General features: G+C 40.8%; 24 protein-coding genes. 10 read left to right on the top strand and 14 right to left on the bottom strand.

All coding sequences use genetic code 11. The features are described 5' to 3' along the window. Window positions 1–222: 222 nt before the first annotated feature. Window positions 223–1206 (bottom strand): GlxA family transcriptional regulator, encoded by a 984-nt coding sequence (locus ACYVIL_RS20060; protein WP_460314477.1) that lies wholly within the window; start codon window positions 1204–1206, stop codon window positions 223–225. Window positions 1207–1358: 152 nt separating this feature from the next. Between ACYVIL_RS20060 and ACYVIL_RS20055 the strand changes: the two genes are divergently transcribed. From ACYVIL_RS20055 to ACYVIL_RS20035, 5 genes are all read left to right on the top strand, one after another. Continuing rightward, window positions 1359–3158: an acyl-CoA dehydrogenase gene (locus ACYVIL_RS20055; protein ID WP_460314475.1), complete on the top strand. Its 1800-nt coding sequence runs from the start codon at window positions 1359–1361 to the stop codon at window positions 3156–3158. A 26-nt stretch (window positions 3159–3184) separates the two neighbouring features. Further along, window positions 3185–4192, top strand: a complete 1008-nt coding sequence (locus ACYVIL_RS20050; RefSeq protein WP_460314473.1) for an NADP-dependent oxidoreductase — start codon at window positions 3185–3187, stop codon at window positions 4190–4192. Next, the gene (locus tag ACYVIL_RS20045; protein WP_303473973.1) at window positions 4189–4953 is read left to right on the top strand and encodes an SDR family NAD(P)-dependent oxidoreductase; all 765 of its coding nucleotides are present in this window, start codon (window positions 4189–4191) and stop codon (window positions 4951–4953) included. Before ACYVIL_RS20050 ends, ACYVIL_RS20045 begins: the two co-directional genes overlap by 4 nt. A gap of 88 nt (window positions 4954–5041) precedes the next feature. Next, window positions 5042–5806 carry an SDR family oxidoreductase gene (locus tag ACYVIL_RS20040; protein WP_460314470.1) on the top strand — a complete coding sequence of 255 codons (765 nt, stop codon included), beginning with the start codon at window positions 5042–5044 and terminating at the stop codon, window positions 5804–5806. A gap of 25 nt (window positions 5807–5831) precedes the next feature. Then, on the top strand, window positions 5832–6413 hold the full coding sequence (locus tag ACYVIL_RS20035; RefSeq protein ID WP_460314468.1) for a dienelactone hydrolase family protein: 582 nt from the start codon (window positions 5832–5834) through the stop codon (window positions 6411–6413). Window positions 6414–6468: 55 nt separating this feature from the next. Here ACYVIL_RS20035 and purB read toward each other — a convergent pair whose 3' ends face one another. The 4 genes from purB to ACYVIL_RS20015 form a co-directional block, all read right to left on the bottom strand. Beyond that, on the bottom strand, window positions 6469–7842 hold the full coding sequence (gene purB / locus ACYVIL_RS20030) for an adenylosuccinate lyase (protein WP_460314466.1): 1374 nt from the start codon (window positions 7840–7842) through the stop codon (window positions 6469–6471). 9 nt (window positions 7843–7851) lie between these two features. Next, on the bottom strand, window positions 7852–8490 hold the full coding sequence (gene hflD / locus ACYVIL_RS20025) for a high frequency lysogenization protein HflD (RefSeq protein ID WP_460314464.1): 639 nt from the start codon (window positions 8488–8490) through the stop codon (window positions 7852–7854). Next, window positions 8487–9611 carry a tRNA 2-thiouridine(34) synthase MnmA gene (mnmA, locus tag ACYVIL_RS20020; protein ID WP_303473979.1) on the bottom strand — a complete coding sequence of 375 codons (1125 nt, stop codon included), beginning with the start codon at window positions 9609–9611 and terminating at the stop codon, window positions 8487–8489. Before mnmA ends, hflD begins: the two co-directional genes overlap by 4 nt. A gap of 148 nt (window positions 9612–9759) precedes the next feature. Further along, on the bottom strand, window positions 9760–10335 hold the full coding sequence (locus tag ACYVIL_RS20015) for a pseudouridine synthase (RefSeq protein WP_460314462.1): 576 nt from the start codon (window positions 10333–10335) through the stop codon (window positions 9760–9762). Between the two features lie 306 nt (window positions 10336–10641). Between ACYVIL_RS20015 and ACYVIL_RS20010 the strand changes: the two genes are divergently transcribed. Continuing rightward, window positions 10642–12864, top strand: coding sequence for an NADP-dependent isocitrate dehydrogenase (locus ACYVIL_RS20010; RefSeq protein WP_460314460.1), 2223 nt, complete (start codon window positions 10642–10644; stop codon window positions 12862–12864). A gap of 117 nt (window positions 12865–12981) precedes the next feature. Here ACYVIL_RS20010 and cspD read toward each other — a convergent pair whose 3' ends face one another. Then, on the bottom strand, window positions 12982–13200 hold the full coding sequence (cspD, locus tag ACYVIL_RS20005) for a cold shock domain-containing protein CspD (protein ID WP_303473982.1): 219 nt from the start codon (window positions 13198–13200) through the stop codon (window positions 12982–12984). Between the two features lie 226 nt (window positions 13201–13426). Here cspD and clpS point away from each other — a divergent pair, with 226 nt between their 5' ends. Then, entirely contained in the window at window positions 13427–13747 is a 321-nt protein-coding gene (gene clpS, locus ACYVIL_RS20000; protein WP_303474072.1) for an ATP-dependent Clp protease adapter ClpS, read from the top strand. A gap of 268 nt (window positions 13748–14015) precedes the next feature. Next, on the top strand, window positions 14016–16280 hold the full coding sequence (clpA, locus tag ACYVIL_RS19995; protein WP_303473983.1) for an ATP-dependent Clp protease ATP-binding subunit ClpA: 2265 nt from the start codon (window positions 14016–14018) through the stop codon (window positions 16278–16280). Between the two features lie 94 nt (window positions 16281–16374). Here clpA and infA read toward each other — a convergent pair whose 3' ends face one another. The 4 genes from infA to trxB all read right to left on the bottom strand — a co-directional run bounded on the left by infA (window position 16375) and on the right by trxB (window position 19074). Beyond that, entirely contained in the window at window positions 16375–16593 is a 219-nt protein-coding gene (gene infA, locus ACYVIL_RS19990; RefSeq protein ID WP_008844395.1) for a translation initiation factor IF-1, read from the bottom strand. An 82-nt stretch (window positions 16594–16675) separates the two neighbouring features. Then, entirely contained in the window at window positions 16676–17377 is a 702-nt protein-coding gene (locus tag ACYVIL_RS19985) for an arginyltransferase (RefSeq protein WP_303474073.1), read from the bottom strand. Between the two features lie 2 nt (window positions 17378–17379). Beyond that, window positions 17380–18078 (bottom strand): leucyl/phenylalanyl-tRNA--protein transferase, encoded by a 699-nt coding sequence (gene aat, locus ACYVIL_RS19980; protein ID WP_460314455.1) that lies wholly within the window; start codon window positions 18076–18078, stop codon window positions 17380–17382. Between the two features lie 39 nt (window positions 18079–18117). Continuing rightward, on the bottom strand, window positions 18118–19074 hold the full coding sequence (gene trxB / locus ACYVIL_RS19975) for a thioredoxin-disulfide reductase (RefSeq protein WP_303473987.1): 957 nt from the start codon (window positions 19072–19074) through the stop codon (window positions 18118–18120). Window positions 19075–19417: 343 nt separating this feature from the next. Here trxB and yfbV point away from each other — a divergent pair, with 343 nt between their 5' ends. Beyond that, a complete protein-coding gene (gene yfbV / locus ACYVIL_RS19970; RefSeq protein ID WP_303473988.1) occupies window positions 19418–19864 on the top strand; it encodes a terminus macrodomain insulation protein YfbV in 447 nt (148 codons plus the stop codon). Window positions 19865–19891: 27 nt separating this feature from the next. Here yfbV and ACYVIL_RS19965 read toward each other — a convergent pair whose 3' ends face one another. Next, entirely contained in the window at window positions 19892–20440 is a 549-nt protein-coding gene (locus ACYVIL_RS19965) for a SprT family zinc-dependent metalloprotease (RefSeq protein ID WP_460314452.1), read from the bottom strand. Between the two features lie 34 nt (window positions 20441–20474). After that, window positions 20475–22337 (bottom strand): signal peptide peptidase SppA, encoded by a 1863-nt coding sequence (sppA, locus tag ACYVIL_RS19960; protein WP_460314450.1) that lies wholly within the window; start codon window positions 22335–22337, stop codon window positions 20475–20477. Window positions 22338–22593: 256 nt separating this feature from the next. On the opposite strand from sppA, the gene ACYVIL_RS19955 reads away from it, so the two are divergent. Continuing rightward, window positions 22594–23145, top strand: a complete 552-nt coding sequence (locus tag ACYVIL_RS19955; RefSeq protein WP_460314448.1) for an NAD(P)H nitroreductase — start codon at window positions 22594–22596, stop codon at window positions 23143–23145. Window positions 23146–23260: 115 nt separating this feature from the next. On the opposite strand, the gene ACYVIL_RS19950 is transcribed toward ACYVIL_RS19955, so the two are convergent. Further along, entirely contained in the window at window positions 23261–24433 is a 1173-nt protein-coding gene (locus ACYVIL_RS19950) for a saccharopine dehydrogenase family protein (protein WP_460314513.1), read from the bottom strand. A gap of 232 nt (window positions 24434–24665) precedes the next feature. Next, window positions 24666–26102: a pyruvate kinase gene (gene pyk / locus ACYVIL_RS19945; RefSeq protein WP_303473997.1), complete on the bottom strand. Its 1437-nt coding sequence runs from the start codon at window positions 26100–26102 to the stop codon at window positions 24666–24668. Window positions 26103–26263 lie beyond the last annotated feature (161 nt).

Here is a 26263-nt window from a genome sequence, read left to right as displayed (position 1 = left end):
GGAAAAAGCGGATTTATTGTTAGAAAATGGTTGATTTGGGCTTAGCATAATCAATATGCCCATTAGTGTAATTTTATATACCGATAGAATCCAATCTAAATCGTCAGCATCTAAATAATTCCGTAAAAGTGACGTTTATGGTTTGTTTTTAGGGCGCAATGATTGCCTTTGCTATTTTTCTATTTGTCTTCTAGGTTTTGATGACGTTTTTTTAACGCTTAGTTAGCTTTGTATACGAAAGAACTTTTTACGATATTGGCTTGGAGATAACCCTGTTAAAGAATTAAATAACCGAGTGAAAGATCGCGTATCTTCATAGCCCACTTTTGTCACTATGGCTTCTAAAGAATCGTTTTCCGTTTCCAACAACTTTTTAGCAGCTTCGACGCGAATAGATTGTAAATAGGAAAATGGCGTTTGTTCAGTAGCACTTTTAAAGCGACGCAAAAAAGTGCGATTTGTTAAGCTGACCTGTTTAGCCAATTGATCGAGTGATATGGCTTGATGGTAGTGAGTTTCTAACCATTCCTGGGCTTTTAATATCTCCGCGTCTTGATGATATTTTTTACTTCTTAATTGTGCATAGGCGGCTTGATTGCCGCGGGATATGTCTAATACCTGAGCTTTGGCTGTATTGGTGGCAACATCATGGCCGCAATATCGCTCAATCAACAAAAGGGCAAGATCTAGCCACGCCATACCACCACCAGAACAATAGATATTGCCATCTTGGGTAATGAGTTTATTGGCTAGCAAATTAATCGACGGATAACGTTTGGCAAACGTCTCTGCATAACCCCAGTGTGTGGTTGCTTTTTTGTTATTTAAAATACCGGCTTCTGCTAGAAAAAATGCACCACTACAATTGCTCGCAATATCAGTTCCGTTACTATTAAAGTAGCGTAAAAACGGTAAAAGATTACGATTCGCTGAGAGCACCTCTTCAAGTTTTCCACCAATAGTCGGAATAATTAAAATGTCAGTGTGCGTCACATCTTCAATGGCAATTTGACTCTTTAACGTGAGCTGGTTAATACACACAATATCGCGTTTGCCCACTGAGGCCAATTGAACATTAAACAGTCGTTCCGGCGATTGACCTTGCATACGCTGCCAAGTTACACCGGCCAACGCAAATATATCTAACGCACCTGTTACAGCGCTGGCGTAGGCATGTTCAAAACCTAAAATGGTGACTTTATGCACGTTAAAAGGACTCTATATAAGTTGGGTTTTTACAAGCTTATCACGGTTATGAATGTGTGGCGATATTAGCCATAAAAGAGTCAATAATGACAGTTAGCCTGCAGGCATAAATATGTGATGCTAGCGGTATGATCTAACCGAGGATGCAGCTAATGAATGACGAATTAATCCACCCTAAAGAGTTACCTTTTCAATTATATGAGGTACTCAATACTGAATCACTTTTACAACGTGAACGTTTTGCTGAACACAATGTTGAAACCTTTGATGCCATTTTATCCACGGCAAACAAAATCGCGAGTGAGAAATTTGCAAACCATAATGCCATTGCAGATGCCGATGAACCCAAGTTTGACGGCAAAACGGTGCATATGATCCCACAAGTAAAAGAAGCATTTGATGCCTATAACGAAGCAGGGTTTATGGCCGGTCGTTATGATTTCGAAGAAGGCGGTATGCAGCTTCCTGAAACCATAATGATGGCAACCTCTGGCTATTTTATGGCCGCGAACCCTTCTAGTTCAGCCTATACTTTTTTAACTGTAGCGGCGGCCAATGTAATCGGTAATTTTGCATCTCAAAGTCTTAAACAGCAATTCATGCCCAGAATGCTAAGCGGTGAATTTACCGGCACTATGGCGTTAACCGAGCCCCATGCAGGGTCTTCATTGGCAGATATTCGTACCAGTGCAGTTGAAGCCCAAGATGGTAGTTATCGTATCAAGGGGAGTAAATTGTATATCTCTGCCGGTGAACACCAATTATCCAACAATATTGTTCATTTAGTATTGGCAAAGATCCAGGGAGCACCAGCGGGAGTCAAAGGCATTTCACTATTTGTTGTGCCTAAATATCGTTTAGACGAGTCTGGTGAACCAAGCACAAAAAATGACGTTGCTTTGGCCGGATTGATCCACAAAATGGGATATCGCGGGGCCACTTCAACGGCATTGAGTTTTGGTGAGAATGGTGATTGTCACGGGTATTTAGTGGGAGAAGCCCATCAAGGACTTAAGTACATGTTTTTGATGATGAACGAAGCGCGGATCGGGGTGGGTTTCGGAGCCGCCATGATTGGATATAGCGGTTATCAATATTCTTTAGCTTATGCTAAAGACCGCACTCAAGGCCGTATTCCGCCTAAAAATGCCCCCACAGATCCAGCAACTGAAATTATCAATCACGGTGATGTGAAGCGTATGTTGTTAGCGCAAAAATCTTATGTGGAAGGCGCGATGTCCTTGTGCTTGTATGCCGCTCGATTAGTGGATGATGCCAAAACACTCGAATCCTTTGAAGAAAGAAAGGTCACAGAGGAGTTATTAGATTTACTGACTCCAGTGGTGAAAGCCTGGCCATCAGAGTTTGGTGTGAAAGCCAATGACTTAGCTATTCAAATCCTAGGCGGGGCCGGCTATACCAGAGAATACCCAGTGGAACAGTGCTGGCGGGATAATCGTCTCAACCCCATACATGAAGGCACTAATGGCATTCAAGCTCTAGATTTACTCACCCGAAAGTTATGGCAAGCAAAAGGAGCGGGTTTAAATACATTACAAACCCGGATTTTAGCGGATTTTAATAACGCAACGGGGGAGAAATGTGCTCCCTTAGTGAAGTCTACTTTGGGCTACATGGCAAAAATGCAGCCACTAATTCCAGTGCTTGGGGATGCATTACGAAGTGACAAACTGCCTAATTTACTGGCCAACGCCCAGTGTTTTATGAACGTGTTTTCGAGCATTGTGATGAGTTGGATTTGGATCCGTCAAGCAAACGTTGCGGAAAAAGCATTGCTGAAATGTAATGAAGAAGACAAGCCATATTACCTTGGCAAAATTCAAGCCGCAAAATATTACGTTAATTGGGAACTCCCTTTAATAGATAGAGATTTAACACTTTTGGAAGCATTCGACAATAGTTGCAGTGACATGCAACCAGAATGGTTTTAAGCACAGATTATAAGGAATAAATTATTATGAAAAGCAGACAATTTCTTTTAGCTTCCAGACCAGTTGGAACCCCAACCGCTGATAACTGGGATTTGGTCGAGACTGAATTACCTGAACTTAGGGAAAACCAAGTTAAAGTCAAAGTACTTTATATTTCCCTCGATCCTGCAATGCGAGGGTGGATGAATGAAGGTAAGTCTTACATTCCCCCCGTTGAGATTGGCGAAGTGATGCGTGCCGGTGGTGTAGGTGAGGTGCTCGAATCCACAGATCCCAACTTTAGTACTGGTGATTTTGTTTATGGTGGTTTCGGCGTAAGTGACTATGCAGTTATTTCAACCCAGGGAGTTTATAAAGTAGATCCTAATTTAGCTCCATTAGAGCGTTATCTAGGCGTGCTGGGAATGCCTGGGATGACTGCCTATTTTGGTATTTTGGATACTGGACAGCCTAAAGCGGGAGAAACTGTCGTGGTATCCGGCGCTGCAGGTGCGGTGGGTACAGTTGTTGGCCAAATCGCTAAAATTAAAGGCTGTCGCGTGGTGGGAATTGCAGGTGGCGAAGACAAGTGTCGTTATCTTGTGGATGAACTCGGATTTGATGGTGTTGTTGATTACAAAAATTCAGATGTTAAAAAGGGCCTAAAAGAGCAGTGCCCTGACGGTGTTGATGTGTTTTTTGATAATGTAGGTGGTGAAATCCTCGATGATGTTCTCACCCAGATAAATATGAAAGCCAGAATTGTGATTTGCGGTGCCATTAGTCAATACAACAATACGACTGCCGTTAAAGGTCCTTCAAATTACTTAACCTTGTTGGTAAATCGAGCAAGGATGGAAGGTATAGTCGTCTTTGATAATATTGAAAATTATCCTAAAGCAGCTGCAGAAATGTCTGGTTGGATTGCAAAGGGTAAGTTAATTGCCAAAGAGCATGTGGTTGAAGGTTTAGAGACGTTCCCCGAAACTTTGCTTATGCTGTTTAGAGGTGAAAACTTCGGTAAATTAATACTCAAAGTGGATCATTCATCATGAAAGCGGCTGACGTAGAAAATAAACATGTTGTAGTTACTGGCGGAGCATCAGGCATTGGTGCAAAAACCACCGAATTATTAGCGTCCCGTGGAGCCAAGGTGTTTTTTGGCGATCGCAATGTGGCTGCAGGTGCTGCCCTATGCGAATCCCTTCAAGGGAAAGGCTATGAGGTTGCATTTTTTGAATTAGATGTAACACAAAAAGATTCGGTTAACGCTTTTTATAAAGCCGCAATCGCTAAGTACGGACAAATTCATGTGGCTCTCAATAACGCGGGTGTCGATCACATGCCAGCGCGTATGTTGGATGTGCCAGACGAAGAGTTTCATCGTAATATCGCAATTAATTTAACCGGTGTTTGGTATTGCATGAAACAAGCAATTCAACACATGTTAGAAGTGGGTGGTGGCCATATCATCAATTTGGCTTCGGTGGCCGGGATTTCCGGCGCGCCAACTATTTCAGCCTATGGTGCATCTAAGCATGGCGTAATTGGGTTAACGAAGTCTGTTGCCATTGAATACGCACGAGCAAATATTCGTATTAATGCAGTTTGTCCAAGTTTTATTAAAACCCCGATGGTTGAAAATGTGTTAGCCAATTTCAATCAGAAACAACAAAACACGCTGGTGAGTGCGAATCCCATGAAACGATTAGGTGAAGTTGAAGAAATCGCCTATGCCATTGCATGGCTATGCAGTGATGAATCAAGTTTCATGACTGGCCACTCAATGGTGTTAGATGGTGGCTTAACCGCTTAGTTATCTCGTTTTAATTTGGGGCTAGTTAGGTACACAGCTGGTATTCGTTCTTGAGAATACTGATATAGAAACATTACAGGAACAAAAAATGAACAAAAATTTATTCGATTTAACTGGAAAAGTCGCATTGGTAACAGGGGCTAGTCGAGGCATTGGTGAGTCGATCGCCAGATTATTAGCTGCTTATGGTGCAGAAGTGATTGTTTCTAGCCGCAAAATTGATGGTTGTGAGGCAGTTGCCCAAAGCATTCGCGATAATGGCGGTAAAGCGCATGCTATGGCATGTCATGTAGGCGAAATCGCACAGATAGATGAGACGTTTGCGCAAATCAAAGAGCAGTTTGGACAGTTAGATATTTTAGTTAACAACGCTGCGGCGAATCCATTTTTCGGTCATATTCTCGATACTGATCTTGCTGCCTACGATAAAACGGTGGATGTGAATATTCGCGGGTATTTTTTCATGTCAGTGGCCGCCGGTAAAATGATGAAAGAGCAGGGCGGTGGCGTGATCCTAAATACAGCTTCTGTGAATGCGCTGTCACCAGGGGATATGCAAGGTATCTACTCTATTTCAAAAGCGGCTGTCGTCAGTATGACCAAAGCATTTGCTAAAGAATGTGGCAGTTTGAATATTCGTGTGAATGCGCTCTTGCCCGGATTAACAGACACTAAATTTGCGTCAGCTCTCACTACCAACGATAAGATCCTAAAACAAGCTCTGAAAATTATACCTTTAGGACGAGTGGCCGATCCTGACGAAATGGCGGGTACCGTTTTGTACTTAGTATCTGATGCATCAAGTTATACAACCGGTACTACAGTTGTGGTTGATGGTGGTATGATGGCGTAATGTCTGTATCTAAATAAGTATTACCATGGCCCATCAATTAGTGGTTTGTTCTGATATTTTTGGACAAACCGAATCGTTTAAAAACTGGTGTAATCAGGTTTTACCGGCGGACTGGCAATTAACGATTGTCAGTCCTTATATTTCTTCTGTTAATTTTACGGATGAAGCCTTAGCCTATTCAGCTTTTCAGCAAGCTGGCGGTATTGAAAAATATGCCATGCGTATTTCAACTGCTTTCGCAGCCAGTCTGTCTAACAAAACTGTAATTGGATTTAGTGCTGGAGCAGCCACCTTGTATAAGCTGCTAAGTGAAAAAGAGTATTCGCAAAGTATCGATAGATTTTATGGTTTTTATCCCGGCCAAATACGCTTTTTTACCAAGCTGAAACCTTCTGTTCCCAGTCAACTGTATTTCCCTCACAAAGAGCCAAACTTCAATATTGATCAGGTAATTCAGGAACTGGCCCTACATGATAATGTGCAGTGCACCAAAACCGATTACGAACATGGATTTATGAATCTATCATCTCGGGGATATGATAAGGACGCAGAGTTAACTTTTACGGCGGAAATTAAACGGAGATTATCGCCCCAAGCAGAAATCTAATCTGTTTGGAGCGATAACGACGTTAATGCACAGTGGTGTTGCGATTTAAAACCGACTAGGCCGTGATTTTTTCCACTAGGGCGATTGCATCACCTATGTAGTTCGCTGGCGAAATTTGTTTTAGTTCACTTTTCACATTGCTGGGTAAGTCGAGGTTATCAATAAATTCTGCAATGGCAGCCTGATCGACCTTCTTGCCGCGAGTAAGCTCTTTTAACTTCTCGTATGGCTTTTCAATTCCATAGCGTCGCATGACTGTTTGAATAGGCTCTGCTAACAACTCCCAATTATTGTTGAGTTCGTTGAGTAAACTTTGCTCATTAACTTGTAACTTGCTGATCCCTTTTAAAGTAGATTCATACGCAATAACAGAATAGCCCATGCCTACACCTAAATTCCTCAATACTGTAGAGTCAGTTAAGTCTCGTTGCCATCTTGAAATCGGCAACTTAGTGGCTAAATGATTAAACATCGCATTGGCTAAACCTAGATTTCCTTCGGAGTTTTCGAAGTCAATGGGATTTACTTTGTGAGGCATGGTTGAGGAACCAATTTCTCCGGCAATGGTTTTTTGCTTGAAGTGACCCAGTGCGATATAGCCCCAAACATCGCGATCAAAATCAATAAGAATGGTGTTAAAACGCGCCATAGCATCAAACAATTCAGCGATATAATCGTGGGGTTCTATCTGGGTGGTATATTGATTCCAATCAAGCCCTAAGCTTTCCACAAAGGATTGAGAAAAGCCATTCCAATCAATGTTAGGGTAAGCGCTAATGTGTGCATTGTAGTTACCCACAGCACCATTAATTTTACCTAGAATAGTCACATCTTGAATTTGTTGGCGTTGACGCTGCAGACGATGCATGACATTCGCCATCTCTTTACCCATAGTGGTTGGAGAGGCTGGTTGTCCATGGGTTCTTGCCATCATTGGGATGGTTTTGTATTCAATGGCCAAACGTTTTGTTTCAGAAATTAATTTATCACAGTAAGGTAAAATAACTTGCTCTCTGGCTTCACTTAACATTAAACCATGGGACAAATTATTGATGTCTTCAGAGGTACAAGCAAAGTGAATGAATTCGTTTACGCTATTAAGTTCACTGTTGTGTTCGACTTTTTCTTTTAAAAAGTACTCAACGGCTTTGACATCATGATTGGTGGTTCTTTCAATTGTTTTGATACGCAGGGCATCATCTTCACTGAAATTATCAACAATGCTATTGAGCAATTCTGTTGACTCTGGAGAAAATGGAGGTACTTCAGTTATTTCAGCTGTGTCTGCAAGTTTTTGCAACCAACGAACTTCAACTTGAACGCGGTATTTTAATAAACCGTATTCACTAAAAAAGTGTCTTAAGGCTGAACTTTTAGCGCCATAACGGCCATCAACGGGGGAAACTGCTGTGAGTGCAGACAATTCCATGAAGTACTCCTATAGGGATTGATGAATAGACTGTTGCAATGCAATAGCGTTGCTTACAATACTTTTTCGATTAAATAAAATTTGTCGTCTTTTACCGCCCAACTGCCGCCACAATACAGCGGATCGTAAACCACTCAATAAAAGGGCTCTGACTTTGTGTTGATTGGTGTTTTTCTTCAATTGCTCAGGTGTGCCGGCAATTTGGATCTTTGAGCCCAAAGGACTAATTACATCAGAATAAATACTGGCTAAATTGCTGATCATTTGTTCGTCAAATAAATCTAAATGGGCGGTTTGACGTTGTATTTGTTCAATACGTTTCGAAAGTTCGCCCAATTTTTTTGAAGATTTTTTAAGTTTACGTTCCAGACCTAACAGGCTAGCAATATAGCGGGTAATTTCTGCATCTTTTTGCATCGGCGTATTACCTAATTGGGCAATTAACGTACCTAATCCAATTTCTAAGTTTTCAATACTGCCATACACTTCAACCGTGCTTTGAGCATCCGTTAAAACTAGACTATTTATGCTTGCTTTGAACCCATTATTGTCAGCTTCCCCTTTACGGGCGACAGACTGCACTAGGCTTGCCGCTTGACATACGCCAGCTAAGGCCAAGGTTTTTTCTTTATCGTGGTCTATGTTCAACGCAAATAACTCTCTATAATTCCGCCACCTAGACATTCATCTTGCTGATAAAATACTGCCGACTGCCCGGGCGTAACGGCTTTTTGTGGTTGGTCAAAAAGCACTTTAATTTGACCATCAGGTAGTGGCGTTATGATACAGGGAATATCTTCCTGACGATAACGTGTTTTAACCGCGCAACGGATTTCTTGTTGGGGACCTAAACGATCTACCCAATGCAACTGATTGGCGACCAAGCCCACTGAATACAGGGCAGGGTGGTCGGCACCTTGACCCACAATGAGAACGTTACGCTTAACATCTTTGTCGACCACATACCAAGGCTCGTCACCAAATTCTTTTTTACCGCCAATGTGTAATCCTTTACGTTGGCCTAAAGTATGAAACATGAGTCCGTCATGTTGGCCAATTTCAACCCCTTCAGCGGTTTCAATAATACCGGGTTGAGCTGGTAAATACTGACCTAAAAAGTCTTTAAACTTGCGCTCGCCAATAAAACAAATACCTGTGCTGTCTTTTTTATCGTGGGTGATAAAGTCTTGTTGTTCAGCAATTTTGCGCACTTCAGGTTTTTCGATATCGCCAACGGGAAATAAGGTTTTGGCAATATGTTCTTCTCCCAAAGTGTATAGGAAGTAGCTTTGGTCTTTATTGCTATCTAGACCACGTAACATCTTCCAATGACCCTCTCTCATTTCACGACGCACGTAATGTCCGGTAGCAATATAATCTGCACCTAAATCTTCTGCAGCAAATTCTAAAAACGCCTTAAATTTGATTTCCTTATTACACATAATATCGGGGTTAGGCGTGCGACCCGCCCGATATTCTTCAAGAAAATATTCAAAAACATTATCCCAGTATTCCGCAGCGAAATTGATTGTATGTAACTCTATGCCAAGTTTGTCGGCTACCGCTTGCGCATCAGCCAGATCTTCAGCCGCTAAACAATATTCGTCACTGTCATCTTCTTCCCAGTTTTTCATAAACAGGCCTTCAACTTGATAACCTTGTTGTTGAAGAAGGTAAGCTGCAACAGAAGAATCTACACCGCCAGACATTCCAACGATGACTTTTTTGTTAGCGTTTTGTAAATTTGCTGTCGTGTTTGTATTTGACATATTGGCTGGCGAATTCTTGGCTGCTAAATTGGGCGGCAAGTCTAGCAAAATAAAGCCTTTAGTTAAATACACGGGATTACAAAAAAGAACTAATTTATAACCAAAATTTCATTGTTCAAAAATTTTTAAAAGGGTTTCTTAAGCCTTGCTACAAAATTCGATATTTTCCGTTTTCTAAGCCGTCAATGGTCCACTGGCCAATTTGATAACGAATGAGTCGCAAAGTGGGGAAGCCCACTGCCGCTGTCATTCGCCGCACTTGGCGATTCCGTCCTTCCTGAATGGTTAAGGATATCCAACTTGTTGGAATATTGGCTCGAAATCTGACTGGCGGGTGCCGCTCCCAAACCTCTGGAGGTGGTATTTTTTTAACTTTTGCAGGCATAGTCGGCCCATCTTTTAACTTAACCCCAGCGCATAGTTTATTGATTGCCTCTTGACTAATGTCACCATCCACCTGTGCCCAGTAGGTTTTCGACGTTTTTTGTTTTGGGTTGGCAATTTGATGTTGCAGTTTACCGTCATTGGTTAACACTAATAAACCTTCACTATCTCGATCTAAGCGCCCGGCAGCGTATACATCAGGTACGTTTATATAGTCTTTGAGGGTCTTACGATTTTGGTCATCGGTAAATTGAGTCAGTACATCGAAAGGTTTATTAAATAAAAGTACCGTCCTGTTTTGACCTATCGATTTCTTTTTTACGTGCTTTTTACGATTCATTTTGAATAACTATTCACTTTTTTATGGTTTTAGTGTGCTTGGATCTGGTAAACCGAGTTTAGCCCATATATCATTGATTGTTAGCATCTATAATCTTTCGTGATGAACTATTTTTTGCGGTTCGGTGCGAAACCACAGTATATTTTATGCATAATTAATGTAATAAAGTACTGGTTATAATAGCTATATTGATTAGAATCTGTGCTCAAATTTTTAAGTTTATTGATAGATATTTTATTTATCATCGCTTTCGTCTGAGTAATTTGGATTAACCAGGCGGTTCCGCCGCCACCACTGAGGTATATAATGACTACATCAAAGTCTAAGATTATTTACACAAAAACTGATGAAGCCCCTGCGTTGGCTACCTATTCACTTTTACCCATAGTCCGTAAATTCGCGGATGCAGCTGGTATCGAAGTTGAAGTGAGTGATATATCGTTAGCTAGCAGAATTTTGGCTGTTTTCCCTGACTACCTAACTGATGAGCAGAAAGTTCCCGATGCATTATCAATTTTAGGCGATCTTACCCAGGTTCCAGAAACAAATATTATTAAACTACCCAACATCAGTGCTTCAATTCCTCAATTAAAAGCTGCGATTAAAGAACTTCAAGATAATGGTTTTGCATTACCTGAGTTTCCTGAAAATCCGCAAACAGACGAAGAAAAAGAAATTAGAAACCAATACGGTAAAGTATTAGGTAGCTCAGTAAACCCAGTACTTCGTGAAGGTAACTCTGACCGCAGAGCACCTACTGCAGTTAAAAATTATGCAAAAAAACATCCTCATTCAATGGGGCCATGGAGTCAGGCTTCTCGTACCCACGTAGGCCACATGCAAGGCGGAGATTTTTACTCAGGTGAGAAATCTGTAACCGTTGAAAAAGCCGGTCATGTTAGTATTGAATTCACTGACACTGCGGGAAATAAAACCACTCTCAAACCTCGTGTTGATTTGCTTGCTGGTGAAGTGATTGACGGTATGTGCATGAGCAAAAAAGCCTTGTGTGCATTTTTTGAAGAGCAAATTCAAGATGCAAAAGAAACGGGCATTTTGTTTTCTTTACATGTTAAAGCAACCATGATGAAAGTGTCTCACCCGATTGTATTCGGACACTGTGTTAAGGTTTTCTACAAAGAGTTATTCGACAAGTATCAAGACTTGTTTGATGAGCTAGGGGTTAATCCTAATAATGGTTTAGGCAGTGTTTACGATAAAATCGCCACATTACCTGCTTCACAAAGAGCAGAAGTAGAAGCAGATATCAATCGTTGTTACCAAGACCGTCCGCCACTAGCGATGGTTAATTCAGACAAAGGTATTTCGAATCTGCACGTGCCAAGCGACGTTATTGTTGATGCGTCTATGCCTGCCATGATCCGTAGTTCCGGTCAGATGTGGGGACCAGATGGAAAACCTCAAGATACTAAAGCGGTTATCCCAGAAAGTACTTATGCAACAATTTATCAGGAAGTCATTAACTTCTGTAAAACCCACGGTGCATTTGATCCCACGACTATGGGCACAGTACCAAATGTCGGTTTGATGGCTCAAAAAGCTGAAGAATACGGTTCACACGATAAAACATTTGAAATGACTGGCGACGGTAAAGTTCAAATTATCGACCAAGATGGCAATGTGCTTATTGAGCACGATGTTGAAGAAGGTGATATCTGGCGTATGTGTCAGGCGAAAGATGCGCCAATTCGCGATTGGGTGAAACTTGCGGTTACTCGTGCAAGACTTTCAGGTATGCCAGCAATTTTTTGGTTAGATGATGAACGTGCTCACGATGTTCAACTAATTAACAAAGTAACTGAATACTTAAAAGAGCATGATACAGAAGGGTTACACATTGAAATAATGGCTCCAGTTCGTGCTATTCGTTACACCATGGAGCGTGCTATTCGTGGATTGGATACGATTTCTGTAACAGGAAACGTATTACGTGATTACCTAACTGACTTATTCCCAATTTTGGAATTAGGAACCAGTGCAAAAATGTTATCTATCGTGCCGCTAATGGCCGGTGGCGGATTGTTTGAAACCGGTGCGGGCGGCTCTGCTCCAAAACACGTTCAACAGTTTGTTGAAGAAGGGCATTTGCGTTGGGATTCCTTAGGTGAATTCCTTGCAATCGCGGTATCTCTTGAAGATCTAGCGATTAAAAATGACAATAGCAAAGCTAAGTTGTTGGCAGCGGAGTTAGATAAAGCCACTGAAACGCTATTAAATAATGGCAAGTCACCATTACGTAAAGCGGGTCAACTTGACAACCGTGGTAGCCATTTCTATCTGGCTATGTATTGGGCTCAAGGGTTAGCTAGCCAAACAGAAGATGCTGAATTAGCCGAATATTTTGCGCCTATTGCAAAAGCATTAAGTGACAATGAAGAGAGTATTGTTGCGGAAATTGATGCTACTCAGGCTAAGCCTGCTGATATCGGTGGATATTATTATCCAAACGAAAGCTTAATTACTAAAGCTATGTGTCCTAGTGAAACACTGAATTCAATTGTTTCTTAATTGAATGTGTTATTAATCGATCCCATCCTTTAGGTTGGGGTCGAAAATAAAACTTACAAATAAAGCAGGCTAAATAGCCTGCTTTTTATTTGAAAAGTAGTATTAAGTCTAGTTTAACTATCTTTCAGGTTCATCGCTGATGTCTATGTTCTCAGCGTGCAAGCCTTTTGGCCCTTGCTGAACTTCATAAGTCACTTCTTGACCCGCTTTTAAAGATCGATAACCGTCCATCTTAATTGTGGAGTAATGTGCGAAAATATCTTCTCCACCATCATCAGGAACAATAAAACCGAACCCTTTTGCATTGTTAAACCATTTGACTTTTCCAACCGCCATACATCTGCTTCCTTTTAATCCCTTGAACTGACACTGCATAATCCCCACTATAAGAGTGTAGAGATGAGGCAAATCGACTGCACAACGTTTTGCCCTATGTAAAATGTAGATATTTTAACCTACTAATGTCAAGGTCAAATTAATTTAATCGACAAAAATAACGAAAAACAGCACAATTAATCGTAAATCAGCACAATTTTTGTCAAAACGGCACTATTATTTGAATATGAGTAAAGATAATACAATAAGCATAGATCACGATAAGCACTTAGAGGCAATCAAAAAGAAAGTTGAACCGCCTCCCATGTACAAGGTCTTGATCAATAACGACGATTACACTCCGATGGATTTTGTCATTGAGGTGTTGATGCGCTTTTTTAACATGGATGCTGAAAAAGCCAATCAACTGATGTTGACAGTACATTATCGGGGGCGTGCTGTATGCGGTGTTTATACCGCCCAAATCGCTGAGACAAAAGTGATGCAGGTCAATCAGTATGCTAGAAAACATCAGCATCCTTTAATGTGCAGCATGGAGCAAGCATAGGCAAAAGGGTGTACAGTTAATTTTTTTAAATAGCGTTTTTTATGCAAATGATCGCATAAAACAATTGATTTTAACCTTTGAATCAGAGAGTCTGATAACGAAGAAATATGTAGAAATGGAGGCTTTAACCATGGAAACGTCAATTTTTAAAGGCGGTTTTTGTGGCTAATAAACTGATCATTAAGGTTTTATCTGATTCAGAAGATAACAACCCAAGTCAGTTTTCTTCAGGGTTAACCAACCAACCCGATTTTAGGAGGGTATAAGTATGTTGAATAAAGATTTAGAGCAGACCCTTAACGAAGCGTTTATCTTTGCCAGAGAGCATCGTCATGAATTTATGACAGTGGAACATCTGTTACTAGCGCTTTTGGATAATAAAGCCGCCAGAGAAGCTCTCAAAGCGTGTGGAGCCAATATTGAGTCTATCAAAGCCGAGCTAATCGATTTTGTTAAAGACACCACACCACTCATTTTAGAAGATGATACAAGTGATCGAGAAACTCAGCCCACTTTAGGCTTTCAGAGGGTATTGCAACGCGCCGTATTCCATGTGCAATCGTCCGGGAAAGAAGAAGTTACCGGTGCTAACGTTTTAGTAGCGATTTTCAGTGAACAAGAATCTCAAGCGGTTTATATTCTGAAAAAAACCGACGTTACCCGATTGGATGTGGTTAATTACATATCCCATGGCGTAAGTAAAAACGATGACGAAGCAAATGTTGAAAGCCAAGATGAAACTGCCGAGGGTGAAGAAAATACCTCAGTACTAGAAAAGTACTCGTCAAACTTAAACGTGCAGGCTAAAGCAGGCAAAATTGATCCCCTCATCGGCCGAGATTCAGAATTAGAACGCACAATTCAAATTTTATGTCGGCGACGCAAGAATAACCCTCTTCTAGTGGGCGAGGCAGGTGTAGGTAAAACCGCTATTGCAGAAGGTTTAGCTTATCGCATCGTTAACAATGAAGTTCCTGAAGTAATTGCATCTTCCACCGTATATTCATTGGACTTAGGCGGATTACTGGCGGGCACGAAATACCGTGGCGACTTTGAAAAACGCTTGAAAGGTATTCTCAAAGAGCTGAGTAAAGACGAAGATGCCATATTATTTATTGATGAAATTCACACTATTATTGGCGCAGGAGCTGCTTCCGGTGGGGTGATGGATGCATCTAATTTATTGAAACCCAAGTTAAGTAGTGGCGAACTGCGCTGTATCGGTTCAACAACCTATCAGGAGTATCAAGGAATTTTTGAGAAGGATAGGGCGTTAGCTCGTCGTTTCCAAAAAATTGACGTGACTGAGCCAAGTGTTGCTGATACGACTAAAATACTGATGGGCTTAAAAAGTCGTTACGAGAAACATCATAGTGTGCGCTTTACGAATCAAGCGATTAAAGCGGCCTCAGAGCTCTCTGCTAAGTACATAAACGAACGTCACTTGCCTGATAAGGCAATAGATGTCATCGATGAAGCTGGTGCGTCTCAGCGCTTGTTACCGGTTTCTAAACGACGCAAAACCATAGGCGTAGGGGAAATTGAACATATCATTGCCAAAATGGCCCGTATTCCTGAAAAGTCAGTGTCAGCATCAGATAAAGAAACATTGAAAAATCTGACTCGTGATTTGAAACTGGTTGTGTTTGGTCAAGACAAAGCGATTGAAACCTTGTCTGACGCCATTCGCTTGTCGCGCTCCGGTTTAGGGGTGGAAACTAAACCCATAGGTAACTTTATGTTTGCCGGGCCTACAGGTGTGGGGAAAACTGAAGTCACTCAGCAACTCGCTAAAATAATGGGCGTAGAGTTAGTCCGTTTTGATATGTCTGAGTATATGGAGCGTCATGCGGTCAGTCGATTAATCGGCGCACCTCCTGGTTATGTCGGCTTTGATCAAGGTGGGTTGTTAACCGATGCGGTGATTAAAAACCCATATTGTGTTGTGTTACTCGATGAGATTGAAAAAGCACACAGTGATATATACAACATATTGTTGCAAGTGATGGATCATGGAACCTTAACCGATAACAACGGACGTAAAGTTGATTTCCGCAATGTGGTTTTAGTGATGACAACCAACGCGGGTGTTCAAGAAACCATTAAAACCTCCATTGGTTTTAAACAGCAGGACCACAGCTTTGACGCAATTAGTGAAATCAATAAAATATTTACACCAGAATTTAGAAACCGCTTAGATGGCATTATATGGTTCAATCATCTTGAATCAGACGTTATCTTACAAGTGGTCGATAAATTTATCATTGAACTGCAAGTCCAATTGGACAATAAGGGCGTTTCGATGGAAATTGATGATGCTGCTCGTCAGTGGTTGGCGAAAAAAGGCTACGATAGAGCCATGGGGGCGCGTCCAATGTCTAGAACGATGCAAGAGCATGTGAAGAAAAACTTAGCCAATGAGTTACTCTTTGGTGAGCTAGTCAATGGCGGAACCGTCAAAATTAGCGTCAAAGACGACAAGCTTAATTTCGATTATTCTAATCAAAGCTCTAAGCAAGCGAGTAAAGTTTAGTATTCTAACGGGTTACCCATAGAACACAGACTAGATAAACAAAAACCCAGCAATGCTGGGTTTTTTAATGCTAATTTAGCAAAAGGAACGTGTCTTATCTGGCGCGATAAATGATACGGCCTTTTGTTAGGTCGTAAGGAGTCATCTCAACTGTTACTTTGTCGCCAGTTAATATTCGTATATAGTTTTTGCGCATCTTTCCGGAGATGTGCGCAGTGACGACGTGTCCGTTTTCTAATTCAACGCGGAACATAGTATTAGGAAGTGTGTCCAATACGGTACCTTCCATTTCAATACAGTCTTCTTTCGCCATGTAAGTTGTTTACCTCAATTAATAAATAAGTGTCAAAAATGCCGCGCAGATTTTGCCCAATATGCGGCCAAGAGTAAAGCGCTTATGTGCTTTTTTTTGTGATTAATTGCCATTTATTGTTAATAAAGCGCTGATGTGGGTGAAAATTCGCCTTATAGCGCATTTTTTGACAGGCATCTATTTGATATCCTAAATACAAAAATGATTTATTATTGAGCTTGGCTTGCTCAATTTGTTGCAAAATGGAGAAGGTTCCTAAAGATCGATTAGCGAATTCTGGTTTAAAAAATGTATAAAGCGCAGAATATGCGTCACTCAACACATCGGTAACCGCGACACCGATGAGTTTGTCATCCATATAAAATTCGATAAAAAGTGTATCTAGCCAGTCACATTCGATGAATCCAGTATATTGATTTTTACTGGCAGGATACATGCTCCCATCGTTATGACGTTGGTTTATATATTCGGCATAAATAGGGTAGTATTCGGCTTTACTGTTGGAACTGGTTAATACTTGAATATCAGCGTTTTTATTTATAATACGACGTTGACTCTTAGATGCTAAAAATGCATCCACTGGAATTCTAATGGACTGGCACGCGTTACATTGATTGCAGTGTGGCCGATAAATTTGTTCCCCACTGCGACGAAAACCATGTCCGAGTAGGTAATTGTATTGATGATCCAGTTGATCATCACTGTCTGTTACCAACACCAGTAATTGTTCTTGTTCCTTCTCCAGATAACTGCATTGAAATTGCTGAGTTATACCAAATTTCATGTTCATGCTGTTAGCACCTGAGGGGCCCAAAATTTAGCGGGTTTCTTTTCCACTTCAGAGGCCAATAATTCCAAAAACGTTTTTCTGGGTATTTCTTCGCATCCCAAACTGGCTAAGTGTGGGTTTTGCATTTGGCAATCAATTAGCCTGACGTCATTGGCTTTTAGCAACTCAACTAAATAATGAAACCCAACTTTAGATGCATTAGCTTGGCGGCTAAACATGGATTCTCCACAAAACACATTATTGACAAACACACCATATAATCCGCCAATTAAACCCTCATCATTCCAAACTTCTATGGAGTGGGCGTAACCAGCCTGGTGTAGATTTTTATAGGCTTCTATCATTTCTGTGGTTATCCAAGTGCCATTGTCTTTTCGTGGAATGGTAGAGCAGGCGTCGATAACATCATTGAAGCAGGTATCCATGGTGACCTTAGGCGTGGTTTTACGGATATGTTTAAGCAAACTTTTACTACTTTTATACTTTTCAGTAAAAAGCACGCCTCGTGGATCGGGACTCCACCATAAAATAGGCTCCCCGGCTGAGAACCAAGGGAAAATACCATGTTGGTAGCTCCTTACTAAGCGAGGGACACTAAGATCACCTCCAAAAGCTAACAGACCATTGGGGTCTTTTAAGGCATCTAAAGGAGATGGGAAGGTGAGAGAAGTGTCAAGCTTGTACAAGGAAATCATGGTTTATGTTCTCTCTAAAACAAGCTCGACCTTAACTGCTTAATCGCTTAATGCATCCAAGAACTTTTCAGCATCCAGTGCCGCCATACAGCCAGTTCCCGCAGATGTAATCGCCTGACGATAAACATGGTCGCAAACGTCACCGGCGGCAAAAACACCTTCCACGCTAGTTTGCGTTGCGTTTCCTTCAAGGCCACTGTTAATCTTGATATAGCCATCTTTCATATCCAATTCACCTTCAAATATATCGGTGTTTGGTTTATGCCCAATAGCAACAAACAAGCCCATGATGTCGATTTCTTCGGTCGCTTCCGAATTAACATCTTTTATGCGTACCCCAGTTACGCCCATTTCATCACCCAGTACCTCATCTAAGGTTCTGTCTAAATGTAAAACTACGTTGCCATTTTTAGCTTTTTCAAATAAACGATCAGATAAAATCTTTTCGCTTCTAAATGAATCGCGTCTATGAATAACATGCACTTCTGAGGCAATATTTGATAAATACAGTGCTTCTTCAACAGCAGTATTACCACCGCCAATGACTGCGACTTTCTGATTGCGATAGAAGAAACCGTCACAAGTGGCACAGGCTGAAACCCCTTTACCCATGAATGCTGTTTCAGATTCCATCCCTAGATATTTTGCTGATGCACCTGTGGCTATAATTAATGCATCACAGGTATAAGTGCCATTGTCGCCTACCAAAGTGTAAGGGCGTTTGGATAGATCCGTTTTGTTTATGTGGTCAAAAATGATTTCTGTATCAAATTTTTCAGCATGTTTCTGCATTCTCACCATCAAGTCTGGCCCAGTTAATCCCTCAGGGTCCCCTGGCCAGTTCTCAACTTCTGTTGTTGTGGTAAGCTGTCCACCTTGTTGAATCCCTGTCAGCAAAACAGGGTTTAGGTTAGCTCGTGCAGCATAAACAGCAGCAGAATAGCCGGCTGGACCCGATCCCAAAATTAAAAGACGTACGTGTCTTACTTCAGACATAAATTGTTCTCCGAAAATAGTCAGGATTGAAGCAATCCGTCTGACCAATAAATAAATTAAAAAGTGCTTTTAAACATATGGATTTTTAAGCTAGATTCAACGGTAAAAATTGTATTTAGATCAAATAATTTAAGATTTTAATTAAACTTAGTGAAAAGTTGTATTTTATATTCTCTTAATCGGAAAATAAATCGCCCTAAATTTTAAATTTTTTGTTCAATTTACACATTGTTTCAATTGAATAGTGGTGAATTTACTCATTCTGCTAATTTATTTTGGTAAATTTTGTGATTAAAGATTATCCTTATATACAGTACTACGTCATTAAACAGCAAGGATTCAAATGTCTCAGAGTGTGACCGGAATATTTAAAGATGGTCAAGAATATATGAAAACTTGGCCAATGGAAAAGCAGTTGAATGGGCTGTTTCCCGAATATCGGGTAATTAGCGCTACTAAGTTGTCGATTACCATCATGCCACCACTTGCTGTATTAAGTACGTTTTCTATTATCAACTTTTACGGCGATAGCTTTATACCTCAGGGCATCGCAATAGGCGCTTTTTTTCTGAGCCTGCCTATGCAGGGGTTAATGTGGTTAGGTCATCGATCTAATCAAACCCTTCCTCCAGCATTGCGCGCTTGGTATCAGGAAATTCATCATAAAATGCAATTACAAGGTGTGAAGGTTAACCAACAACGCTCTCAACCTCGTTATAAAGAATTGGCGAAACTATTGAAAACTGCGTTTAAAGAGCTTGATAAAGTGTTTACCAAGCAATGGTTTTAATAATTCCATCATTGTTAAAATAGTGCTTTATTGCGTTATCTGTACTAACTGTTGCTGACATTTTCGGCAGCAGTAAATCTGTTGTTTATTCACCACTTTATTATGCCTTCGAACCGTCAGTTTTACGGTTCCACATTTACATTGATAATCAAACATCTTCCCTTGAGTTTTAGTGGTGTCCATTTTGTGCCTTACCCTAGGTGGCAGATTGAACACATTGTGCATGATGGATTGCCATTCAATACCATGGGGTTTGACACGATTGAATCGCTGGAAAGCAACAATATGCGCTACTTCATGGGGTAAAACGGTTTGCATAAACTCTTCGAAATTATCTTTTAACAAAGTTGCGTTGAGTTTTATGATGTTTTTTTGAAGATGAGCGGTTCCGGCTATATTTCCCCTTTGATTGAACAACAATTGAGGGGCAACAAACGTCTGATTGAAATACCTATCAGCCATCTGTATACATTCGATTAAACGACGCTGAATTCGAGTTTGTTGTTCTGGGTTGATCATTTCAAGTGGGCTAATGCATAGGGTTAATTGAGTGTAGAGAAAATGATTAATGGCCAAAGTTGGCCATTAATCGTGGGTAGGATAATAGAAGTTAGTTTACTTCACAAACTAAACAATGGGCGTAAATACCATTCGGATCATTTAGTTTGGTAACTGCATCAACTTGTTCTAAAAGATCTTTAATAACGCCAGATACGACAGAGTCTTTTTTAGCGAAGGTGCCGTGACCAACTGTTGCTGATGCCTGTCCTAAAAACTCTTTCCAGAATTTTTCACTAGGACTTAAATCGCGTTCTACATATTTGGTTTCGTAATTTTCTAAATTAGCTAAATCAGCTGCAGCGGAAACGGCATTATCTAAGTAACCAAGGTTATCGACTAATCCTAAGTCTTTCGCAGTCTCACCAATCCAAACTCTACCTTGAGCAATTTTATCCACTTCATCAACACTCATGTTTCTTGAGATTGCTACCAAATTTAGGAAATCTTGATAACCATGATTGATACTCATTTGAATGACTTGACCCACTCTTGGATCAAGGGCTTTTGTCACACTTAATCCAGCAAAGTCGGTTGTACCAACACCATCAGAGTGAATACCAAGATAATCTAAAGAGTCTTCAAAAGTCATAAACATGCCAAATATACCAATAGAGCCAGTGATAGTGCTTGGTGCAGCCCAAATTTCATCAGCAGTTGCCGATATCCAATAGCCACCTGACGCAGCATAAGTGCTCATTAGCGCCACTACCGGTTTGTTGGCGGCTTTAAGGTTTTCAACTTCTTGTCGAATGATTTCTGACGCAAAAGCGCTGCCACCAGGAGAGTCAACATAAAGTACAACGGCTTTTATTGTGTCATCCAGGCGGGCCTTGCGAAGCAAATTAGCGGTGCTGTCACCACCTATGTCACCAGGTTTTTGTGTGCCGTTTAAGATCTCACCTTTGGCGACGACTATTGCAACATGATCAACATCTACCTGAGGAAGGTGATAAATGGGTTTAATCACTTTTAGATAGTTGTTTAGGCTTATTTGACTAAAACTCTTATGCTCCTTGTCTTCACCAACAATATCAATTATTTCCTGTCTGACTTCTTCGCGAGTAGGTAACCCATCTACCCAACCGTTTGCCATTGCGTAGGCGGCAAAATCACCATCGGCTTGCTCAAATTTAACTAAAAATTTGTCGAGGTCTTCATCAAAGTCATTGGTCGTTAAATTGCGCGCTGCGGCAACATCAGCTTTGTATTGATTCCATAGTACAGTCAACCACGCTTTATTGGCTTCTTTCGCTGGCTCAGACATATCATCGCGAATGTAAGGTTCTACCGCAGATTTGTATGTACCTACTTTAAATACGTGAGTTGTCACTTTCAGTTTTTCAAGGGCCGCTTTGTAATATAGGGGGTATCTTCCGTAACCTTCAAACATCATGGCACCCATAGGATTCATGTACACTTTGTCAGCTTTACTTGCGAGGTAATACTGACTTTGAGTATAGAAATCTGAGACCGCATAGACTGGCTTACCACTTTCCTTAAAATCGTCAATTGCGACAGCGACTTGTTTCATTTTATCCATGCCTACATTGCCCATACCTTGGAGCTGGAGAATCATGGTTTTAACTCGATTATCGTGTTTTGCGTTTTCTATAGCAAACAACACATCTTTTAATAACACTTCTGGATTTTCTGGTTTTTGGCCAAATGCTTCTTCTAAAAATTTATTCATTGGATCAACATAGCGCTTCTCTATCACTATGTCGCCTTCAATATTGAGCACTAAAGCGGTACTTTTCGGGACTAATACTTTGCCATCATCTTTCATTAACATCGCAATTAAGCCGATTGCTAAAATAATAAAAATAATATTAAAAAATGCTTTTCGACAGAAATTTAAAACTGTCCAAATCCCAACAAAAAAAGATTTAGTCCAACTACTACCATTTGCCATATAGAAATTCACCTGAAATTGTACAATTTACTTATCCTAACGAATTTTAATAATTTAGCGACAACACAAATGTAATTTTTTATGAATGGGCAGATATTTATGGTGAATTTTGCCCATTTGCAGCCTGGGCATGTGTTTTTCCCACACTAAATCCACTCTGATTAAAAATAGCTTAACAGGGTAACTTTGCGGTTGCAGTCAAACAATGAAGTTTGCATACTAATATCTGAATTTCAATTTTAGTCATTTGGTTATTATGCAAGCACTGGATTTACTGTTACACAGGCGTTCTCAACCCAGATTGAAGGGGCCCGCTCCTCAAGGTCAGCAGCTCGAGACAATTATGCAAGCGGCCCTCAGGGCGCCTGATCATGCTGGTTTGACACCTTGGAAGTTTGTGGTTTGTCAGGGCAGGGGATTGATTAAATTAGGCGAGATTTTTGAAGAAGCCGCAATCAATGAAGGTCTAGATGAAAACCAGATCCAGCGAGCACCGCAAATGCCCCTGCGAGCGCCAATGGTGATAGTGGCAATCGCAAAGTATTCAGAGCATCCTAAAGTACCCTGGGTTGAGCAGGTAGCTTCAGCTTCTTGCGCTGTTCATAGTATGCAAATGGCCGCAGTTGCCCAAGGTTTTGGTGGCGTTTGGCGAACCGGTTCTTATGCCCAGAATGAAGATGTTAAATGTGCCTTCTTTTTAGAAGAAAAAGATGAAATCGTTGGTTTTTTGTACCTAGGTACGCCTACAAATGATGCCATGCCAGCCCCGCAAAGAGACAGCGCTGAGTATTTTGAGTTTTGGAATTGATGAGTCGGAATGAATGTGTAGATAGTTTAATATTCAACCCCTTAATCAAAAAAGCCCCTTTTAAGGGGCGTTTTTATTGTGTTTGTTATCTTATCAATTAAGATAGAAAATTGCGCTATTCCAGCGTAAACGTCATCCCCGCTTTAGCAACTAATCGGTCTATTAATTTATTTCCCATAGCAGGAGCCGTCGTCCAAATTCCGCCTTTTACTTCTAGATCATCCTTAGCTAGACAAACGGCACACTCTGAAATCATCTTTGACGTTGTACCGTAACCAGGATCCATCGCACCTTTTACGCTGACCATCAGATGCTTATCACCTTCTTGAGCGGAAAAAACAACGTCAAAAAAGCCGGCTTCTCGTTCTTCTTTGCTTGGCCCTTCGCCTGGTTTAGGCCCTTCATCACTCGCCATACTCTTATCTTCAGCTACATGCTCGGCAATGGCTTTACCTTTATCTCCTGGTCCTGTGAACATCATTTCATCGTAAATAAAGTCCTCACCATATTGATGGGATAATAAATAGTTTGAACGATGAATATTGCGAGTGTTAATTGCTGCCATGATAAAGGGGGCTGACCAACTATTAAACTCTTCTTCGTATATAGGTTTATTGCCTAGAGGCTGCTCAGGACCGTTAAAACCAGGGGTTAAGGAAAACGGATTGAGTAAAACTTGCATAACTCCTTTATCTTTCTTGGCCGCAGCCATAGTGGCTTGTAAACTGGCTTTAGTCCCACCTGAAAATGTACCTTTCATACCTCTTACTCGCCCTTTCACTCGACTAAAAGTTCGTGAAAATCTTTGTTTGGCTTCTTGTTGCAGGAAATACACGCCCAAATCGAAAGGAATTGAATCAAATCCACATGAAAATACAATTCTAGCGCCACTTTTTTCCGCAGTATCTTGATGTTGGGCGATCATATCGTGCATCCACGTGGGTTCACCACAAAGATCGACATAATCTGTTCCAGACTCTGCGCACAAGGCCACTAAATCGTTGCCGTATAATTGATAGGGACCGACTGTGGTTAACACTACCTTAGTGCTTTGAACCAGGGATTTTAGAGTGTCTAAATCATTTGAGTCTGCGACTAAACAGTCGACCTCGGAACTCAGATTCAAATCTGATTTTATTTGTTTGAGTTTGTCTAGATTACGCCCAGCAATAGCCCAGTTTAGAGCTTGTTTACCTGAATAGGTATTGCTTAGGTATTCTGCAACGAGTTGGCCAGTAAAACCAGTGGCTCCGTATACAATCACATCGTAAGTTGTTTTCGACATAATATTTTCAACTAATCATTTTCTATTTAAAGGAACAAAGATAGTAAACAAATTAATCTTAAATTAAGAGTTGATATGACTTATTAGCGACTATTGATATGGCAAATAGTTAAGCTCAAGATAGGATCGTAAACTTAGAAGTGTAATTTTTAGAAGTTAATTATGGATGACAATTAAAAAAGGCACTATTACACAGCTCTGTAATAATGCCTTAATTAACGCGTTACGTTACTTGTTAAGGTACGGTAACGATTTTAAATGCGTTAGTGGACCCTATGGTTTCCATTTCATCACCGTAAGTCATAACAAAGCAATCGCCGCTTTCAACGATACCTTTGCTTTTAAGCACATCAATCACATCTTGTTTTAACTTACCTGGCTCACTGCCTCGAGAATCAAAGTAAACCTGCTTTACACCTCTAAACAAGGCCATGGTATTTAACGTTGACTCATGACGTGACAATGCAAAAATAGGTAGGGAGGTGGTAATACGAGACATAATTTTAGATGTACTACCACTTTCTGTTAAGGCAATAAGTGCTTTAATACTTGCTAAGTGATTCGCCGCATACACCGCAGATAATGCTACTGTTTCACTGACGGATGCGAATTTTTCATCAACTCTGTGTTTCGATATTTTGACGCTTGGATGGGTTTCAGCTCCTTCACAAACCCGAGCCATAGCGGCAACGGTTTCAACTGGAAAGTCACCAGCTGCGGTTTCGGCTGAAAGCATCACTGCATCGGTACCATCTAAGACTGCGTTTGCTACGTCCATGACTTCCGCGCGGGTAGGCATTGGGCTGCTAATCATCGATTCCATCATTTGCGTAGCTGTAATGACCACTTTGTTCATTTGTCTGGAACGAGCAATTAATTTCTTTTGCACGCCCACTAGCTCAGCATCGCCAATTTCAACTCCTAAATCGCCACGGGCAACCATTACTGCGTCTGAAGCTTGAATGATGTCATCTATCGCTTCGTCACTGGCAACGGTCTCAGCTCGTTCAACTTTTGCACAAATAAGGGCTCTGCAACCTGCTTCTACTGCAAGTTTGCGGGCGTAATCTAAATCGGCACCGCTTCTAGGAAATGAAACCGCTAAATAATCAACATCCATTTGTGCTGCGGTTTTGATATCTTGTTTGTCTTTTTCTGTTAGTGCTTCTGCTGACAACCCACCGCCTAAACGATTGATCCCTTTATTATTTGAGAGCTTTCCGCCAACGGTGACTTTGGTGAAAACCTTTCTGCCTTCTACTTTTTCGACCAACAATTGAATACGGCCATCATCTAACAACAATAAATCATCAGGGTGAACGTCGTCCGGAAGCGCTTTGTAATCAATACCAACGGCTTGCTGATTGCCATCTTCTTTAGCCATTTCAGCATCAAGAATGAATCCATCGCCAATTTTTAGAGTAATGGGGCCTTCTTTGAATCGAGACACTCGGATTTTTGGACCTTGCAGATCACCAAGAATGGCAATGTATTTCCCTAGTTTTTTCGCCACATCTCTAACGATTTTCGCGCGGTTGATGTGATCTTCAGCAGTTCCGTGAGAGAAATTCATACGCACAACATTTGCACCTGCTTTGATTATGCCTTCAATCATTTCAGGAGTATCGGTTGCGGGTCCAAGAGTAGCGAGAATTTTAGTACGTCTTAACATAGAATTTAGTGTCCGACTTGGTTTGTTAAAAAATAACCTGAATTGGCGAATAAAAAGCCGATTTGTGTTTTTTCGGCAAATAACACGACTACAAGTTCAAGATTTTGTAATTTTATTACAAAATAGTAGTGCAAAGTGTCGTAAAAGTGAATTTATTTCAT

This window comes from Aliiglaciecola aliphaticivorans, from assembly GCF_054782055.1.
Note: the sequence above shows the minus strand (reverse complement) of the source record. Positions and strands in the feature narration are given on the sequence as shown.

Coding starts and splice junctions, on each gene's coding strand:
- infA (WP_008844395.1), bottom strand. CDS start 16,593: ATGGCGAAAGAAGACTGTATTGAAATGGAAGGTACCGTATTGGACACA.
- ACYVIL_RS20055 (WP_460314475.1), top strand. CDS start 1,359: ATGAATGACGAATTAATCCACCCTAAAGAGTTACCTTTTCAATTATAT.
- clpS (WP_303474072.1), top strand. CDS start 13,427: ATGAGTAAAGATAATACAATAAGCATAGATCACGATAAGCACTTAGAG.
- ACYVIL_RS19985 (WP_303474073.1), bottom strand. CDS start 17,377: ATGAAATTTGGTATAACTCAGCAATTTCAATGCAGTTATCTGGAGAAG.
- ACYVIL_RS20045 (WP_303473973.1), top strand. CDS start 4,189: ATGAAAGCGGCTGACGTAGAAAATAAACATGTTGTAGTTACTGGCGGA.
- ACYVIL_RS19955 (WP_460314448.1), top strand. CDS start 22,594: ATGCAAGCACTGGATTTACTGTTACACAGGCGTTCTCAACCCAGATTG.
- ACYVIL_RS20010 (WP_460314460.1), top strand. CDS start 10,642: ATGACTACATCAAAGTCTAAGATTATTTACACAAAAACTGATGAAGCC.
- clpA (WP_303473983.1), top strand. CDS start 14,016: ATGTTGAATAAAGATTTAGAGCAGACCCTTAACGAAGCGTTTATCTTT.
- trxB (WP_303473987.1), bottom strand. CDS start 19,074: ATGTCTGAAGTAAGACACGTACGTCTTTTAATTTTGGGATCGGGTCCA.
- yfbV (WP_303473988.1), top strand. CDS start 19,418: ATGTCTCAGAGTGTGACCGGAATATTTAAAGATGGTCAAGAATATATG.
- ACYVIL_RS20040 (WP_460314470.1), top strand. CDS start 5,042: ATGAACAAAAATTTATTCGATTTAACTGGAAAAGTCGCATTGGTAACA.
- ACYVIL_RS20015 (WP_460314462.1), bottom strand. CDS start 10,335: ATGAATCGTAAAAAGCACGTAAAAAAGAAATCGATAGGTCAAAACAGG.
- mnmA (WP_303473979.1), bottom strand. CDS start 9,611: ATGTCAAATACAAACACGACAGCAAATTTACAAAACGCTAACAAAAAA.
- cspD (WP_303473982.1), bottom strand. CDS start 13,200: ATGGCGGTTGGAAAAGTCAAATGGTTTAACAATGCAAAAGGGTTCGGT.
- ACYVIL_RS20035 (WP_460314468.1), top strand. CDS start 5,832: ATGGCCCATCAATTAGTGGTTTGTTCTGATATTTTTGGACAAACCGAA.
- purB (WP_460314466.1), bottom strand. CDS start 7,842: ATGGAATTGTCTGCACTCACAGCAGTTTCCCCCGTTGATGGCCGTTAT.
- sppA (WP_460314450.1), bottom strand. CDS start 22,337: ATGGCAAATGGTAGTAGTTGGACTAAATCTTTTTTTGTTGGGATTTGG.
- pyk (WP_303473997.1), bottom strand. CDS start 26,102: ATGTTAAGACGTACTAAAATTCTCGCTACTCTTGGACCCGCAACCGAT.
- ACYVIL_RS20050 (WP_460314473.1), top strand. CDS start 3,185: ATGAAAAGCAGACAATTTCTTTTAGCTTCCAGACCAGTTGGAACCCCA.
- aat (WP_460314455.1), bottom strand. CDS start 18,078: ATGATTTCCTTGTACAAGCTTGACACTTCTCTCACCTTCCCATCTCCT.